Raw genomic sequence first — 15,088 nt, forward strand, 5'->3', positions numbered from 1 at the left:
CTACTGCCCCAGCCGTTCGATCAGGGCCGGCGCGTGCACCTGATCGGCCTTGTAGTTGCCGGTCAGCGTGTACATCACAATGTTGGCGCCGGCGCGGTAGGCGAATTCGCGCTGGCGGGGGTCGCCGCCGGTCACCGGCAGCATGGACTGGCCGTCGGGCCGCACGGCCCATGCGCCGGCCAGGTCGTTCGAGGTGATGATGATCGGCGAGACGCCGTCGCCGCCGCGTGCCGGCCGTTGCGCGCCATCGTCATCGTCGTCACGCGGCAAGGTCTCGACCCAGGTCTGGCCGGTGGTGAAGCGGCCGGGAAAGTCGCGCAACAGAAAGAAGGTCTTGGTCAGCACGTGCTCGCGCGGCACCGGCTCCAGCTCGGGCACGTCGAGCGAGGACAGGATCTCGCGGAGCGTCTGCATGGCGGGGGTCTGCGCGGCGCCGTTCGCGCCGGGCGGCGCTTCGACGGCGTCGCGGGTGTCGAACAGCACGGTGCCGCCCTGCTTCATGTAGACGTCGATCTTGTTGATGGCGTCCCGCGACGGCTTTGGCGCGCCCGGCACGATCGGCCAGTAGATCAGCGGGAAGAAGGCGAGCTCGTCGCGCGCCGGGTCGACGCCGACGGGATCGCCGGCCTCGAGCGCGGTGCGCTGCGCCAGAAACAGCGTCAGTCCCGATAGCCCGGCCCTGACGATGGAATCGACGTCGGCATTGCCGGTCACGACATAGGCGAGGCGGGTCTGCGACACCGCCTTCATCGCGAACTCGTCGGACGCGCTGTCCGCGTGCGACGGCGTCGGCACGAACGAGGCGAGGCCTGCGAACACCAGCCCGAAGACGATCATCGCGGGCGCGGCGCGGCGGCGCAGCAGCGCGGCAAGGCCGCCGCCGAGCACCGCGACGATGATGGCGTCGATCAGGAACAGCGCGAGCGCCGTCGACAGCAGCCAGCCGCGCAAATCCTGCGGTTCGGCATTGGTGTAAGTGGCGCGGCGGGCGCGCAGGCTCGCGGTGTTCAGGGCTGCGATACGGTCGGCGCTGGCAAGCGTGTTCACGGCGAGCGGTCCTTCTGCCGGACCATAGAAGCCTGGCGGATGATCGGGTGTGGCGCGGTCGCGATAATCCGCGGGCAGCGGCTTTGCGGCGGCCGGCGGCGGACCGAAGGCGCCGAAGCCGTCGAGGATATGCAGCGGCGCCACCGTCTCGGCGGTCCCTTCAGTGGCAACGCCTGCCCCCGGCTTGGCGGTATAGCCGGACATGTCGACGACACGCCGCAGAATTTCGACGAAGGTGCCCGACATCGGCAGATCCGACCAGCGCATGTCGGCGCTGACGTGGAACAGGCTGACCACGCCCTTACCGCGATGCTCCCCGGTCACCAGCGGCGTGCCGTCTTCCAGCGACGCCCAGCTCTTGGTGGCGAGCACGGCGTCGGGCTCGGCCAGCACCTGGCGGCTGATGGTGACGTCCTTGGGGACCACCACGCCGGCAAACGGACCGTCGGCGGCAAAGGAGGCCAGATGTTGCGGCTTTTCCCAGGTCAGGCTGCCGCCGAGCGTCCGGCCGCCCTTGCGCAGCTTGACCGGAACGAGATCGTCCTCGGCCTGCGCCAGCCGCGGACCGGCGAACCGCACCAGCACGCCGCCCTGGTCGATCCAGGCATTGAGACGCTCGCGGATTTCAGGCGCGATGGTGCCGACATCGGCAAGGATGATCATCGGCAGCTTCTGGTCGAGGAACTGAGTAATGCCCTGCTGCGGCGAGCCCTTGTCGGCGAGCCGCACGTCGGCGAACGGCGCCAGCGCGCGGGTGAGATAGAAGGTCGGCGCCAACAGCGGCTGCGCGGTCTCGCTGGTGGAGCCCGAGACGATGCCGATGGCGCGGCGGCGCCAGCGCTTGTCGAGCAGCTGCACCGCGCCTGCGGAGCGCTCGCCGGCAATTTCCAGCCGCGTGATGTCGTTGCGCAGCTCGACCGGCAGATCGAACGAAGCTTCAGCTTCCTTGTCCTGCGGGCCGAACGAATAACGGGCCTCGCCGATCGGCGAGGCCTTCTGGTCCAACGCGCGCACGGTGCCGATTGCGATGCCGCTGTCGGTGCGCAGCACCTTCACCGTCATTTTGGCTGCGGCGTTCTCGGCCGCGACCAGGGCCAGCGGCGACGAGGTGCCGCCTTCGAACACGGTCAGGCTGCGATCGCCGATGGTCTTGCCGAGGCCCGTCACGAATTCCTCGCCGCGACCGGTGTCGACGCTGTCGGAGAGCCAGGCGATCTCGCAGTCGCCGGTCGCTTTCAGGAAGCGATCGATCGCGGTCAGGGTCTCGACGCGCTCGATCGAATACGGCTTTGGCGTCAGCTGCCGCAGCGCGACGCGCGCGGCGCCCGCCGGCATCAGGGTGATATCGCGGTTCGGCTCGGACAGCGGCACCAGCGCAATCGCACGGCGGTCGTTCTCGGCACTGGCGATCAACTCGTCGGCGGCCCTGATCCGGATGTCCCAGTTCGATGCCGCGCTCCAGCCGTCGTCGAACATGATCATCAGCGGCGCCTTGCTCGTGGCCGCGCCCGTTTGCGGATTCCAGATCGGGCCGGCGGCGGCGAAAATGACCAGCGCCGCAGCCATGAGCCGCAATGCGGTCAGCCACCACGGCGTCCGCGACGGGGTCTCTTCGCGCGGTGCGATGTCGAACAGCAGGCGCGTCGGCGGAAACTCGATGCGGCGCGGCCGCGGCGGCATCACGCGCAACAGCCACCACAGCACCGGCAGGCTGACGAGGCCGATCAGGAGCAGCGGTTCGGTGAAGGCGAGCGGCAGTCCCATCATGCGGCCGGCCCCGCCTTGATGGTCGTGGTGCGGGCGCCCGATTTGCTCACCTGCATGCCGGCATGCAGGAACAGCAGCAGCTCAGCGGCAGAGCGGTCGGTGGCGTGGGTCGTGAACAGCCAGTCGAGCTTGTTGGTCTCGGCGCGGATCTGGTCGCGGTGCAGCGCGAGCCGCGTGGTGTAATCCTGCGCCCAGCTCTCGGCGCGGCCGGCGGTGATCACGCCGAATCCCTCGGGCTCGACGAACTCGACGCGGCCGGAATACGGGAATGATTCCTCGGCGGGATCGACGATTTGCACCAGCGTGCCATGCGCACCGGAGCCGGACAGGCCGGCGAGCGTGGTCCTGATCTCGGAGATCGGCGACCAGAAGTCCGACAGCACGATCGTCTCGGCCAGCGCCGCGGGCACGAAGGATGGCGGCAGGCTCAGGCGGTCGGCATCGTCATGCAGCATCGCCTGTGCCATCTTGTCGATGACGCTGCGGCTCGCGGTCGGTGCCATCAGCCCGGGAATGCCGACGCGCTCGCCGCCGGAGACGAGCAACTCGGCCAGCGCAAAGGCGACGATCAGCGTCCGCTCGAGCTTGGATTCGCGCGCCTGCTTTGAAGCGAAGGCCATCGAGGGCGAGCGGTCGGGCCAGATCCAGACCGTGTGCGAGGCTTCCCATTCGAGCTCGCGGACATAGAGAAGATCGTCACGCGCCGAGCGCCGCCAGTCGACGTTCTGCGACGGCTCGCCGGAGACGAAGCGGCGGTACTGCCAGAAATTTTCGCCGGAGCCGGCGCGACGGCGGCCGTGCAAACCGTGGATGACGTTGGCGGCGATACGGCGGGCCTCGAGCACCAGGCGCGGCAGCGAAGCGGCGAGCGTGCGGCTTTCGCCATCGGCACGTCGGATCGCGATGATCTCCTTCGCTGCGTGCCCGTTCTCTGCGGCCATCAACCGATCCGTGTCTTGAGCTGCTTGATGACGTCCGGAATCGTGCGGCCTTCGGCGCGCGCCTGGAACGTCAGCGCCATGCGGTGCTTCAGCACGGGCTCGGCGAGGTCGAGCACGTCGTCGATCGAGGGCGCGAGGCGGCCGTCGATCAGCGCGCGTGCGCGCACCGCGAGCATCAGCGATTGGCTGGCGCGCGGGCCCGGTCCCCAGGCGATGAACTTGCTGGTGTCGCCGCCGTCCGGACCCGGACGGGCCGACCGCACCAGCGACAGGATCGCCTCGACCACGGAATCGCCGACCGGCAGGCGCCGGATCAGCCGCTGCGCGGTGATGAGTGCGTCAGGTGTCATGGCGCCCTTCGCCAGCGTTTCGTCGGCGCCGGTGGTTTCGAACAGGATGCGGCGCTCGGCGTCGCGATCGGGATAGTCGACGTCGATCTCCATCAGGAAACGGTCGAGCTGGGCTTCAGGCAGCGGATAGGTGCCTTCCTGCTCCAGCGGGTTTTGCGTGGCGAGCACGTGGAACGGCTTCGGCAGATCGTGACGCGCGCCGGCAACGGTGATGTGCTGCTCCTGCATCGCCTGCAGCAGCGCCGACTGCGTGCGCGGGCTGGCGCGGTTGATCTCGTCGGCCATCAGCAGTTGCGCGAACACGGGGCCGGAGATGAAGCGGAAGGCACGCTTGCCGGAGGTGCTCTCGTCGAGCACCTCGGCGCCGAGAATGTCCGAAGGCATCAGATCGGGCGTGAACTGGATGCGCTTGGCATCGAGGCCGAGCGTGACGCCGAGCGTCTCGACCAGCTTGGTCTTGGCGAGGCCGGGGACGCCGATCAACAGCGCATGGCCGCCGGAGAGGATGGTGACCAGCGTGTTCTCGATCACGCGATCCTGACCGAAGATGACGGACGCGATCGCATCCTTTGCCGCGCGAATCTGGCTCGACACCTGCTCGGCCGAACGGACGACACCGTCTTCGAGCTTCTCGACACTCTCCGCCATCCGTTAGCTCCTTCAGCCTGCCATGCGGCTCGCTTGCGTCGTCATGTCATCACGTCCTCAACTCAAGACGCGGGCCCTATGCTAGACTTGCAGGAAGGCCATGTATTCGTTGAATTAACCTATCCCCACCTTATCGGCTTAGGGATATGTAGGGCATCACGAAGTGGCGACCTCCACACCGGACAAATGCGGGGTGGAACCGAGCACCCGGATACAACGTAAACCTGCACCAATCGTGCCAAATGACCGATCGTGCCAAATGACAAAGTCAGGGCAAACCATGGCGAACCAAGGGCAGAGCGCCGATCGCGGTCTCGAGGGGCTGACTGCCGCTGCCAAAACTGCTGCCGATGCCGAAGGTGCCAAAAAGGGCCTGCCTCCGGTGCATTTGTGGAATCCGCCGTTCTGCGGCGATCTCGACATGCGAATCGCGTCCGATGGTACTTGGTTCTATTTGGGGACGCCAATCGGCCGTCATGCTTTGGTTCGCCTGTTCTCGACCATCCTGAAGCGTGAAGGCGACAAGCATTTCCTCGTCACGCCGGTGGAGAAAGTCGGCATTCGCGTCGATGACGCGCCGTTTATGGCGGTCGAAATGCAGAAGGACGGCGAGGACAACCACCGCGTGCTCCGCTTCCGCACCAATGTCGACGACTGGGTCACCTGCGATGCGGCGCACCGGCTGCGCTTCGAGCAGGCCAAGGACGGTGGGCTGACGCCCTATCTGCATGTCCGTGCCGAGCTCTGGGCCAAGGTCACCCGCGCGCTCTATTACGATCTGGTTGACATGGGTGAGGAGCGGATGGTCGATGGCCAGCCGATGTTCGGTGTCGAATCGGCCGGCGAGTTCTTCGCCATGGCCGATGCGGAGCAGGTGAGGGCCGCGCTTTGAACAAGCCTATTTCCAGGAACGATCCCGCCGTGATCGGTGCGGCCGATTTCTTCGCCCGCTCCACGGCGCGGCTCGGCTTCGACGTTCCGCCCGGTCTCTACGATCCCAACATCATTCCGGCCTCGGGCGATCCCGGCACCGACAAGATGCTCGAGATCATCGCTCGCGAGCAGCCGGTGCGGCCGGCGGCGGTGTTGATCGCGGTGGTCGATCATCCCGAGCCGACCATCCTTCTGACGCAGCGTTCGGCGCATCTGAACGACCATGCCGGCCAGATCGCCTTTCCCGGCGGCAAGATCGACGCGATCGACCGCTCGCCGCTCGATGCGGCGCTGCGCGAGGCCGAGGAGGAGGTCGGGCTGTCCAGAGACTTCGTCGAGCCGATCGGCTATCTCGATCTCTACGGCACCGGCTTTGGCTTCCGCATCCTGCCGACGGTTGCCAGGGTGCGCCCGGGTTTTGAGCTGACGATCAACCATTCCGAGGTTGATGATGCGTTCGAAGTGCCGCTATCCTTCCTGATGAACCCGGCCAACCACCAGGTGCATAGCAAGGAATTCCGCGGCATGGAGCGGTCCTACTACGCGATGCCGTTTGCGGAACGCTACATCTGGGGCGCGACGGCCGGCATGCTGCGTGTGCTCTACGAGCGGATCTATTCATCATGATCAGACCGATCCTGACCGAGATCGGAATCTTCCTCGTTCCCTTTGCCGTCTATGCGCTGTTCCTCGCCGCCACGCGCTCCGGCCTGTTCGTGCAATCGTCCTGGCCGATCACCATCGTTGCGCGGCTCATGCTGGCGGCGCTCGTGCTGGTGATCGCGGGCCTGATCGGCTTTGCGCATTTCTCCGGCGCTGCGCCGGATTCCACCTATGTCCCCGCCCATGTCGAGAACGGCAAGCTCGTGCCGGGCGTGGAAAGATAGGACCGGCCGATGAGCGCGGTGCCCATGCTCGCCGATGCACGCTGGTTGATTTCGGGCGGGACCGCGCGCGTCCTGCAATTGCTCAACGCAGATGGCGAGGAGGCGCGGGTGGTCGGCGGCGCCGTGCGCAACGCGCTGCTCGGCCTCGTGCCTGGGGACATCGACATCGGGACCACGGCGCTCCCGCACGAGGTAATGCGGCGCGCCAAGAGCGCCGGCATCAAGGCCGTGCCGACCGGCATCGACCACGGCACCGTCACCCTCGTCATCGACGGGCAACCGTACGAAGTCACGACGCTGCGTGAGGATACCGAGACCTTCGGCCGCAAGGCCACGGTCGCGTTCGGCCGCGACTGGGTGAAGGACGCCGAACGCCGTGACTTCACCATGAACGGCCTCTCGGTCGATTGTGACGGCGTCGTCCACGATTATGTCGGAGGCATCGCGGATGCGGCCGCGCGTCGCGTGCGCTTCATCGGTGATCCCGACCAGCGCATCGCCGAGGATTTCCTGCGCATCCTGCGCTTCTTCCGCATCCACGCCGCCTTTGGCGCCGGCGATCCCGACCGCGACGGCTACCTCGCCTGCATCCGGGGACGCGCGGGCCTGGCGAGCCTGTCAGCCGAGCGGCTGCGCATGGAGATGCTGAAGCTGCTCGTCGCTCAGGGCGCTTCTGCCGCCGCGCTCGCGATGGCCGACGGCGGATTGCTGCAAGCGCTGACCGGCGGCGTCGCCTATACCGGGCCGCTCACGGCGATGATCGCGATCGAGCGCGAGCTTGGCCTCACCGCAAGCAGCACGCGGCGGCTCGCCGCGCTGACGGTCGCGGTGACCGAAGACGCCAAGCGCGTCGCCACGCGCCTGAGGCTCTCCAATGCGGAAACCAAGGCGCTGGATTCGATGGGACACCGCTGGTGGCGCTTGGCCACCAAGGGCGAAGCCGATGCGCGGCGGCTGCTCTACCGGCTCGGTGCGGAGCGCTATCACGATCGCGTGGTGCTGGGCTGGGCGCGAGCCGGCGGCGACGTCGGCTCGTCGCGATGGCGTGCGCTCGCCGAGCTGCCGCAGCGCTGGACTGCGCCGAAATTTCCGCTGCGCGCCGCCGACTTCATCGCGCGCGGCATGGCGGAAGGACCCGCGCTCGGACATGTCTTGACGCTCGCGGAGGACGCTTGGCTTGCGGCGGATTTTCCCCTGGAGCAAGCCGCAATCGCTTCCATCGCCGATCAAGCTGCGGCACGAATCAGCCGCGACGAGAGAACGTGACCATCGTCTCATGTGGCGCCGTGGTTCGGTCCCATCCGATATTGCGTCGGTGAGCAGCCGAAGCGATCGCGGAAGCGGCGATTGAAGTAAGTCACTTCATTGAAGCCGCAGGCAAAGGCGATGTCACTCACCTTGGTGTCGTCGTAGCGAACGTCCGACAGCATGGCCCGCGCCTTCTGCAGGCGCAGTTCAAGGACTCGCTCGGAGAATGTCGCGCCGCTTTCGAGCAGCAGATCGCTCGCATAGCGGCGCGACAGCTTAAGGGCATCCGCGATCGCCGTGGTCGACAGAGACGGCTCGGCGAAGCGTTTCTCGATCATTGCGATCAGCTCGCGCTGCCGCGCGGCGCGCAAGCCACGTTCCGCCGCAATCTCCGCGACTTCGCCGCGCGCGCCGAGCGCCAACACGATCAAGTCTCCCAGCATGGCCTTGGCGCGCCGCATCAGCTCCGGGTCTTCGTAGACTTCATCGGCTTCGAGGAGAAAATTGATGGTGCGCTCGAGATGCCGTACCGCCGGATTGGCCGGGTCGAGCAACATGGCCGCGCGATGATCGGCATGCGGAACAAGCTTCAGAATTTGCGCACGAGGTATCGATGCCAAATTCCACGCCGTGAGGCCGTCCGTGAAGCTCGAGACCGGTTGGGCGATGTTGAAGGCGACGACGCTTCCCGATTTCAGCTCGAAGCCCTGGTTTCCCACTGTCCATAATTGCGGCTGGGGGCTGCGATAAAAGCCGACCAGGATGTCATCGCGATCGTTGGCCACGTGCTTGCGCGTGCGCACGTAGTGCCCCGTCGTGGTGGTAAACCGGCCGACGCTCAATTCGCCGAGAAGGACATTCTTCGATGCGGTGTAGAAGGGCTTGTCCTCGGCGTGCTTCATCTCCGCCTTGCCGAGTTGCTCCATCCATATCTCGTGCCACAGCCGGAAACGGACCTTGTCATTCAGGTAGGATGGAAGCTGGTCCGATGAAAATTCTACCTTCGGCATGTCCGTCGATGATCCTCGCGTGCCGGTTCCATTGGTACCATGAGGCGGCGTGAAAGGCATCGGGGTACCTGTCCATCGATGTGATGCAAAAGCGGACCGCTGTGCATTCCAGGTCAAGTTCAGTGCCGGATAGGTCAAGTTTTCGGCTGCCGAGCGTTGCGCCGAAAACACATTCGCCAGCGATCCCACTGCCGTACCGTTTCGATCAAGCCCAGCACCTTCGCGGACAAGACGGCCCAGGCGCGGCCCGGTAGTCATTCCGAGCGACGGACTTATTGGGAATTCATAAACATGAGAAAATCGATCGCGGCCGCTGTTGTTTCAGGCATGATGCTGTCGTCGGCATCGGCAGCCGACCTGCCAGTGAAGGCAAACCCGGTCCCTGTCTATGGCTGGACCGGATGGTACGGTGGCGTGAATGCCGGCTACGGTTGGCAAGACAAGAGCGCGGCTTACACCGGCGATTACTTTGCCGATCCGGTGACGAATCTCGGCGGCGGCGCGGGCACTGTGTTCAGCGATGAGCTGGTGACGAGTTCGTCGCACGGGGACGAAGACGCGGCCGATAATCATCCCGCCTACCGGCAACCTCTTCGCGCGTCCGGCTTCACCGGTGGCGGACAGATCGGCTACAATTGGCAGATCGAGCGCAACTGGGTCACGGGTTTCGAAGCTGACCTGCAATACGCCAACATCAAGGGCAATAGCTTCGCCCGATGAGGGCGGTGTCACGCTCTCGGCCGCGTCTTCCCATCAACTCGACTGGTACGGCACCCTGCGCGGCCGGATCGGCTATTTGTTGAGCGATCGCCTCCTCGCTTTCGGCACAGGCGGCCTCGCCTATGGTGGAACGAAGGCACAGGCTGCCATCGCGATCATTGGTCCGCTGGGCTGGAGCGTCGGCGCCGGATTCGCCACGCAGATTTTCTGTCCCGGCTTCACGACCTGCCTCGCGGGCTCCTCGTCACAGACGTCGGTCGGCTGGACAGCCGGTGGCGGCCTTGAATATGCGGTGCTCCCGAACGTCACGATCAAGGCCGAATATCTGCACATGGACCTCGGCCACCAGAACGTGAAGCTGACGGTGCAGAGCCCGGCGACCGGCAATGGCTTCGTCAATGTCAGGTTCAGCAACGCGTACGACATCGTGCGCATGGGAGTGAACTTCCGGTTCTGACGCACTCGCGCCAGCCAAAACGGCGCTCCATCCGGCGGCCGACTGCTTGTTGACACGCGCCGAAGACGCTTGGCTTGCGGCGGATTTTCCACTAGAGGAAGCCGCGCCCGCTTCCACGCATCAACCGCGAACGGAAACATTGACCATCATCTCGGGCTTCGCCGACATCTCGATCTTCCAGCTCCTGCTGGTCGCGTTGATGGCGTTGTTTGCGTCCGTGATCGGTGGTCTCGCCGGCTATGGCACCGGCGCCTTGATGCCGCTGGTGCTCGTGCCTCTCGTTGGCGCCGAGCCCGTGGTGCCGATCATCGCGATCTCCGCGATCTTCACCAATTCCAGCCGCGCGCTTGCCTATCTCCGTTATGCCGATCGCCGCCGCGCGCTGATCGTGCTGGCCTGTGCGGCACTGACGACAGCGCTTGGTGCCTACGGCTATACCCGCCTCACCAATGCCGGCGCGGCGCTGGTGATCGGCTCCATGCTGATCCTGAGCGTGCCGCTGCGCCGTGTGCTCCGCCGCCGCCAGGTCAGGATCGGCGACACCGGTCTCGCGGCCGGCTCGGTCGGCTATGGCGTGCTGGTCGGCGGCACCTCCGGCTCCGGCGTGATCCTGCTGTCGCTGCTGATGGCCGCCGGCCTCGAAGGCGCCGCCGTGATCGCGACCGATGCCATGATCTCGCTCGGCACCGGCCTCATCAAGATCTCGGTGTTCGGCCTCGCCGGTGCCGTCACCGCGCAGGTGCTCGCCTTTGCATTGTTGATCGGCGCGATTGCCATTCCCGGCGCGTTCCTGGCCAAGGCCTTCGTCGAGCGGATGCCGGTGCACATCCACACCGCGATCCTCGACATCGCGGTGATCACCGGCGGGCTGGTGATGATCTCGGCTGCGGCGAGGCAGCTCATCTAATCAAGTCGGATGTGGCACGGGTCCCGCTGCGGGGTTTGGATAACGCCTCAGGCCTGGTGTGAGGGACTGCAGTCCAGTTCCTTGATCCTGCCGGCGGCGTCAAACGCCAAAAGTGCACTCATGACGCCGGCACTGGTGAGGTAAGAGATAATGGTACCGTCGTTGCGCCAGGGATTGAGATCATCCAACGTGCCTGCCGGATATTTTCGGAGGTGATCGACCCAATAGGCACGCAGTGCCTCGCGCCCGGTGATGGTTTGGCGGCCGGCACAGCCGCAGTGGACCACGGCGTCCTCCGCATGAAGTTCCAAAATCGCTTCGATATCGCCCGCGCGATAGGCATCAAGCCAGTCGACTGCAACGGCCATGGGGTCAAAGGACATATTTTTCACTCACATGCGTCCAAATCTGGTTCAGGCTGGGGAACCACCAAGCCTTCTAAGATTTTAGTATCCCACCCGGCCACGGCCATATGCCGAAGGACATAGAGGACCGGGCCGAGGGCAAGATCGATGTTGGACGCGTCCGCCAGGCAGGGGATACTCAAGCCCATCCGGCTTTTGCTCGTTGATCCACAGCCGATTGTTTTGCAGGGACTGAGGTCGGTCCTCGGGACGCAACCGGACTTCGACGTTGTCGCAACGTCCAGCGATCGGACGAGCTGCCTCCAAGCAATCCGGAAGCTGACACCTGACGTCGCGCTTCTTGCCGACAAGGTGCCGGATCTGACGGTCGCCGAGATCCTCGCGATCGTGAAAGCTGAGAAGCTCTCCACGCGCCTGGTGTTCTTTACCGAGTCCGACACCGACCACGATCTGACTTCCGCCATCGCAGCCGGCGCCTGCAGCGCAATTTCGAAATATGCCTCTCCCGCCACGATGCTGCGATCGCTGCGGCTGATGACGAAGAGCGGTGTGGCACTGGCGAAGTCCGATCTCTCGGCAGCCGGCAAGGAAGCGGACGGCGACGGCAAAGTCGAAAAGATGCTGGAGCTGTTGACGCAACGGGAACGTCAAATCGCACGACTCGTGGCGGAAGGACTGTCGAACAAGGAGATCGCGCGCCAGCTCAACGTGTCCGACGGGACGGTCAAAGTCCACCTCTACAATATTTTCCAGAAGCTTGAGATCACCAACAGGACTGTGCTCGCGACCATTGCGTTGCTGCAACGCCCCTCCGGCCTGGCCGCGCTCTCGCTGGCCTTTCTGGCGTTCGCTATTGCGGACGAACTCAAGGCGTCGGAAGCGAACGACATCTTTTCGGATCAGAACGGCAACGGCCACGCGGACGAGCACGCCGCGTACGAGCCCTGGAAAAAAGGAATTCTCCGGCACCTCGTGGTCTGGGAATCCGGCGAGACGCCGACGCAAGCCCAGAGAGATCTGTTCGCCAAGGCCGCCCAAATCACGAACCCGGCGGCGGCAATGGAAGCGCTGCGCACGGCCGAGCAATCCGGAGGCGCGACACCGTGGACGCACCACGCTCCTGCTGGATCGAGCGCGCCCGATCTTCCTGCGCGCTTACTGCGAGAAGCGATCGACATACAGACCGGTGACGACCCGGCCCCGGAACATCAATTCCCGCGGCTTCTTTCCAATGCGATGTCGATGCACGGAGGATCTGGCAACTTTGCTATCCTCACCGGCGCGTTGATCTACGCGCTGCAGGACCCTCATCTCGCCGCGCACGCGCATGACCTCCGTGAAGCCTCGATCGACAGCATCCTGGCTGTCACCGAAGAGAGTGCGACCACAAAACTGGCTGCGATCACTCATGCTGCCGCCAATCCTGACGACCATTCAGCCCCAAGTTTCCTTTCGTACGATGTCCACCTGTCTTCCGCCGGTGCGACCACTGGCCACGACAACGCCGCTCAAGAAGGCGCTCCGGGCCAAAGGGGCGCGGGCGATGCGGGTGACAATCTTCACAAACCTGTTGGCGCGGACCTTGGTCACGATGCCAGTATCGGCGTAGGCGGCAACGTTGAAAACGTAGTTTTTCGTTCCCCGATCGACTCCAAGTCGACAGCTTCCGACACCGTGTTCGACTTCGCATCTGGGCCGGGCAGGATCAATCTTGCGGCTTTCGGAGCGCTTGCCTGGCTGCATGTGACGGCGGCAGCCAAGTCTATACCGCCACATACACTCGCCTGGGTCTACGACTCCGCAAGCAACGAAACGATCGTCTACGTGAATGCGACCGATCGTGTGCTTGATGTCGGCGATCGCGGCCTGCTGGAAATCCATCTGGAGGGGATTGTATCCATTGCGGAGGCGGATGCCGCCTCCGCGCCGGATAGCGCGGCTGTCGTGGCTACCCTGGAGCAGCTCGAAGCAGTGCTGATATCGGCGACCGAAACCGATGAGACTGTTTCGAGCAAGGACCATGTCCAAACCACTATCGAGGGGAGCGAGAGCTCGCTCGGGACGGCTGGAGCCTGGGCCCTTCTGGCCAACAACGGCTCGGGTTTCCAGTTCGGGCAGGCCCGGACCGGCTTGGGAACGTCAACGAGGTTCGGAAGCTCCACAGACGCGTCGGCGGATGCAACGGAAGGGAGCGATGGTGCGTCCGCCGCGTCGGCTCACGCATCATCCATCGAGCTTGCGCATAGCGCGCCGGCCCCGACAATCGCAAATGTGACATCGAACAATGGGCCGATCAACACAGGCGCCGGGGCTTCATCGACTGCACCGAACGAGATCGGCCAACCCAGCGTCGTCACCGCCGACAGCGCGGGGCACGGCAATTCGCAGCACGCTTCGGACCCATCGACTGAAGCTGGCTCCAAACCGGGCAACGGCGTCGGCAATGGCGCCGAGCATCACGATAAGGGCCCGGAGGCTCCGGGAGGGTCAGCGAAGAAGGCAGAACCAGACGGCGCGGAACACGGCAAAGCCGGGCACTCAAACGCTGCAAAAGCACCGGACGCAGCTGAGACCGATCCGGACGTCGCAACGGCCGCCAACGCGGGTCATGGCAACTCAAAGCATGCTTCGGAGCCGGGGTCTGCAAAGGCGGCAGCCGACGAATCGACTGAAGCTGGCTCCAAACCGGGCAAGGGCGTCGGCAATGCCGCCGAGCATCACGATAAGGCCTCGGAGGCTGCGGGAGGGGCAGCGAAGAAGGAAGACCCAGCGGGGGCGGAACACGGCAAATCCGGGCACTCAACGGCGCCGGACGCAACCGATATCGATCCGGGCGCCGCAGCGGCTGCTAGCGCAGGCCACGGCAACTCGCAGCACACTTCGCAGCCGGGGTCTGCAAAGGCGGCGGCCAGCGAATCGACTGAAGCTGGCTCCGAACCGGGCAACGCCTATGGCGCCGATCATCATAACGCTTCGGCCTCTGACGCTGCGCACGGACCAGCGAAGACGGCAGAACCAGGTGCCGCGGAACACGGCAAGTCCGGGCACTCATCCGCTGCAAACGCATCGGACGCAGCTGAGACCGATCCGGACGTCGCGATAGCCGCGAGCGGAGGTCACGGCAACTCGCAGCACGCTTCAGAGCCAGGCTCTGCAAAGGTGGCATCCACCGAATCGACTGAAGCTGGGTCCAAACCGGGCAACGGCACGGGCGATAGCGGCGAGCATCACGCTTCGGCTTCGCACGCTGCGGGGGCAGTGAAGACGACAGAACCAACCACCGTGGACCACGGCAACTCGGAGGACGAGTTACACTCAACCTCTGCCAACGCATCGCAAGCAGCCGATATCGGAGAGCCGAGCGTCGCAGCCGGCGGTAACGCTGGACGCGGCAACTCGCAACACGTTGCGCAATCTGCTGCAAGTGCATCAGAAGACGCACACCCCGCCAAAGCTGCGGTGGAGACCGGCGACCTCGAGCAAGGAGCGGTGTTCCGCTTCGATAGCGGACCAACTCCTTCTACTCTCGTCGCGGTCGTTGAGCTGAAACAGCTCAATAATACGCTCGATCCGCACGTTCCGCATGGTCAAGCGGAGGACCTCGCCAAGCCCGTCCCTCATGCACTGAACGGACACGCGGACGATCACGGCAACAACGGCGCGCATCAAGCGATTGTACCTGCGCATCATGATTTGCTGATTTGAACTGTGATCGCGATGGCGGCGATGGTCTCGCTCGCCCTGCCATATACCTCGGCAACGATCATCGCTGGACCGCTTGATGGAACTAGCCGTCAAAGGCGCGTTG

Annotated in this window: 13 protein-coding genes; 8 read left to right on the forward strand and 5 right to left on the reverse strand. The window is 64.9% G+C overall.

Annotated elements, in window-relative coordinates; translation table 11 throughout:
• Genes AC0L3S_RS09935 through AC0L3S_RS09945 form a run of 3 tightly spaced genes read right to left on the reverse strand, consistent with a single transcriptional unit; the run spans position 1 to position 4,753 of the window.
• Positions 1–2,814, reverse strand: a complete 2,814-nt coding sequence (locus tag AC0L3S_RS09935) for a DUF4159 domain-containing protein (RefSeq protein ID WP_473278929.1) — start codon at positions 2,812–2,814, stop codon at positions 1–3.
• Entirely contained in the window at positions 2,811–3,755 is a 945-nt protein-coding gene (locus AC0L3S_RS09940) for a DUF58 domain-containing protein (protein ID WP_473278930.1), read from the reverse strand. The genes AC0L3S_RS09935 and AC0L3S_RS09940 overlap by 4 nt, the downstream gene beginning before the upstream one ends.
• Positions 3,755–4,753 carry an AAA family ATPase gene (locus AC0L3S_RS09945; protein ID WP_007607042.1) on the reverse strand — a complete coding sequence of 333 codons (999 nt, stop codon included), beginning with the start codon at positions 4,751–4,753 and terminating at the stop codon, positions 3,755–3,757. The genes AC0L3S_RS09940 and AC0L3S_RS09945 overlap by 1 nt, the downstream gene beginning before the upstream one ends.
• Positions 4,754–5,033: 280 nt before the next feature.
• Between AC0L3S_RS09945 and AC0L3S_RS09950 the strand changes: the two genes are divergently transcribed.
• The 4 genes from AC0L3S_RS09950 to AC0L3S_RS09965 are packed head-to-tail and all read left to right on the forward strand — an operon-like array spanning position 5,034 to position 7,839.
• Positions 5,034–5,645, forward strand: coding sequence for a DUF1285 domain-containing protein (locus AC0L3S_RS09950; RefSeq protein WP_063993497.1), 612 nt, complete (start codon positions 5,034–5,036; stop codon positions 5,643–5,645).
• Positions 5,642–6,313: a CoA pyrophosphatase gene (locus AC0L3S_RS09955; RefSeq protein WP_007607044.1), complete on the forward strand. Its 672-nt coding sequence runs from the start codon at positions 5,642–5,644 to the stop codon at positions 6,311–6,313. Before AC0L3S_RS09950 ends, AC0L3S_RS09955 begins: the two co-directional genes overlap by 4 nt.
• A complete protein-coding gene (locus tag AC0L3S_RS09960) occupies positions 6,310–6,573 on the forward strand; it encodes a DUF6111 family protein (RefSeq protein WP_018454951.1) in 264 nt (87 codons plus the stop codon). The genes AC0L3S_RS09955 and AC0L3S_RS09960 overlap by 4 nt, the downstream gene beginning before the upstream one ends.
• Before the next feature lie 9 nt (positions 6,574–6,582).
• Positions 6,583–7,839: a CCA tRNA nucleotidyltransferase gene (locus AC0L3S_RS09965; RefSeq protein ID WP_473278931.1), complete on the forward strand. Its 1,257-nt coding sequence runs from the start codon at positions 6,583–6,585 to the stop codon at positions 7,837–7,839.
• A gap of 8 nt (positions 7,840–7,847) precedes the next feature.
• Here AC0L3S_RS09965 and AC0L3S_RS09970 read toward each other — a convergent pair whose 3' ends face one another.
• Positions 7,848–9,089, reverse strand: a complete 1,242-nt coding sequence (locus AC0L3S_RS09970) for an AraC family transcriptional regulator (RefSeq protein ID WP_473262829.1) — start codon at positions 9,087–9,089, stop codon at positions 7,848–7,850.
• A 33-nt stretch (positions 9,090–9,122) separates the two neighbouring features.
• Here AC0L3S_RS09970 and AC0L3S_RS09975 point away from each other — a divergent pair, with 33 nt between their 5' ends.
• From AC0L3S_RS09975 to AC0L3S_RS09985, 3 genes are all read left to right on the forward strand, one after another.
• Positions 9,123–9,551, forward strand: a complete 429-nt coding sequence (locus AC0L3S_RS09975) for an outer membrane protein (RefSeq protein WP_473278932.1) — start codon at positions 9,123–9,125, stop codon at positions 9,549–9,551.
• Positions 9,445–10,008, forward strand: a complete 564-nt coding sequence (locus AC0L3S_RS09980) for an outer membrane protein (RefSeq protein WP_473278933.1) — start codon at positions 9,445–9,447, stop codon at positions 10,006–10,008. Before AC0L3S_RS09975 ends, AC0L3S_RS09980 begins: the two co-directional genes overlap by 107 nt.
• A gap of 139 nt (positions 10,009–10,147) precedes the next feature.
• Entirely contained in the window at positions 10,148–10,915 is a 768-nt protein-coding gene (locus AC0L3S_RS09985; RefSeq protein WP_473262831.1) for a sulfite exporter TauE/SafE family protein, read from the forward strand.
• Positions 10,916–10,962: 47 nt separating this feature from the next.
• Here the strand turns inward: AC0L3S_RS09985 and AC0L3S_RS09990 are convergent, their stop codons facing one another.
• Positions 10,963–11,298 (reverse strand): nuclear transport factor 2 family protein, encoded by a 336-nt coding sequence (locus AC0L3S_RS09990; RefSeq protein ID WP_473262883.1) that lies wholly within the window; start codon positions 11,296–11,298, stop codon positions 10,963–10,965.
• 129 nt (positions 11,299–11,427) lie between these two features.
• On the opposite strand from AC0L3S_RS09990, the gene AC0L3S_RS09995 reads away from it, so the two are divergent.
• Positions 11,428–14,985, forward strand: coding sequence for a LuxR C-terminal-related transcriptional regulator (locus tag AC0L3S_RS09995; RefSeq protein ID WP_473278934.1), 3,558 nt, complete (start codon positions 11,428–11,430; stop codon positions 14,983–14,985).
• Positions 14,986–15,088: the final 103 nt, after the last annotated feature.

It is taken from the genome of Bradyrhizobium sp. Ken01 (genome assembly GCF_055807355.1).

Excerpts from the sequence above, each read along its gene's own strand:
- AC0L3S_RS09960 (WP_018454951.1), top strand. The coding sequence starts at position 6,310 with ATGATCAGACCGATCCTGACCGAGATCGGAATCTTCCTCGTTCCCTTT.
- AC0L3S_RS09940 (WP_473278930.1), bottom strand. The coding sequence starts at position 3,755 with ATGGCCGCAGAGAACGGGCACGCAGCGAAGGAGATCATCGCGATCCGA.
- AC0L3S_RS09965 (WP_473278931.1), top strand. The coding sequence starts at position 6,583 with ATGAGCGCGGTGCCCATGCTCGCCGATGCACGCTGGTTGATTTCGGGC.
- AC0L3S_RS09945 (WP_007607042.1), bottom strand. The coding sequence starts at position 4,753 with ATGGCGGAGAGTGTCGAGAAGCTCGAAGACGGTGTCGTCCGTTCGGCC.
- AC0L3S_RS09970 (WP_473262829.1), bottom strand. The coding sequence starts at position 9,089 with ATGACTACCGGGCCGCGCCTGGGCCGTCTTGTCCGCGAAGGTGCTGGG.
- AC0L3S_RS09990 (WP_473262883.1), bottom strand. The coding sequence starts at position 11,298 with ATGTCCTTTGACCCCATGGCCGTTGCAGTCGACTGGCTTGATGCCTAT.
- AC0L3S_RS09995 (WP_473278934.1), top strand. The coding sequence starts at position 11,428 with ATGTTGGACGCGTCCGCCAGGCAGGGGATACTCAAGCCCATCCGGCTT.
- AC0L3S_RS09975 (WP_473278932.1), top strand. The coding sequence starts at position 9,123 with ATGAGAAAATCGATCGCGGCCGCTGTTGTTTCAGGCATGATGCTGTCG.
- AC0L3S_RS09935 (WP_473278929.1), bottom strand. The coding sequence starts at position 2,814 with ATGATGGGACTGCCGCTCGCCTTCACCGAACCGCTGCTCCTGATCGGC.
- AC0L3S_RS09950 (WP_063993497.1), top strand. The coding sequence starts at position 5,034 with ATGGCGAACCAAGGGCAGAGCGCCGATCGCGGTCTCGAGGGGCTGACT.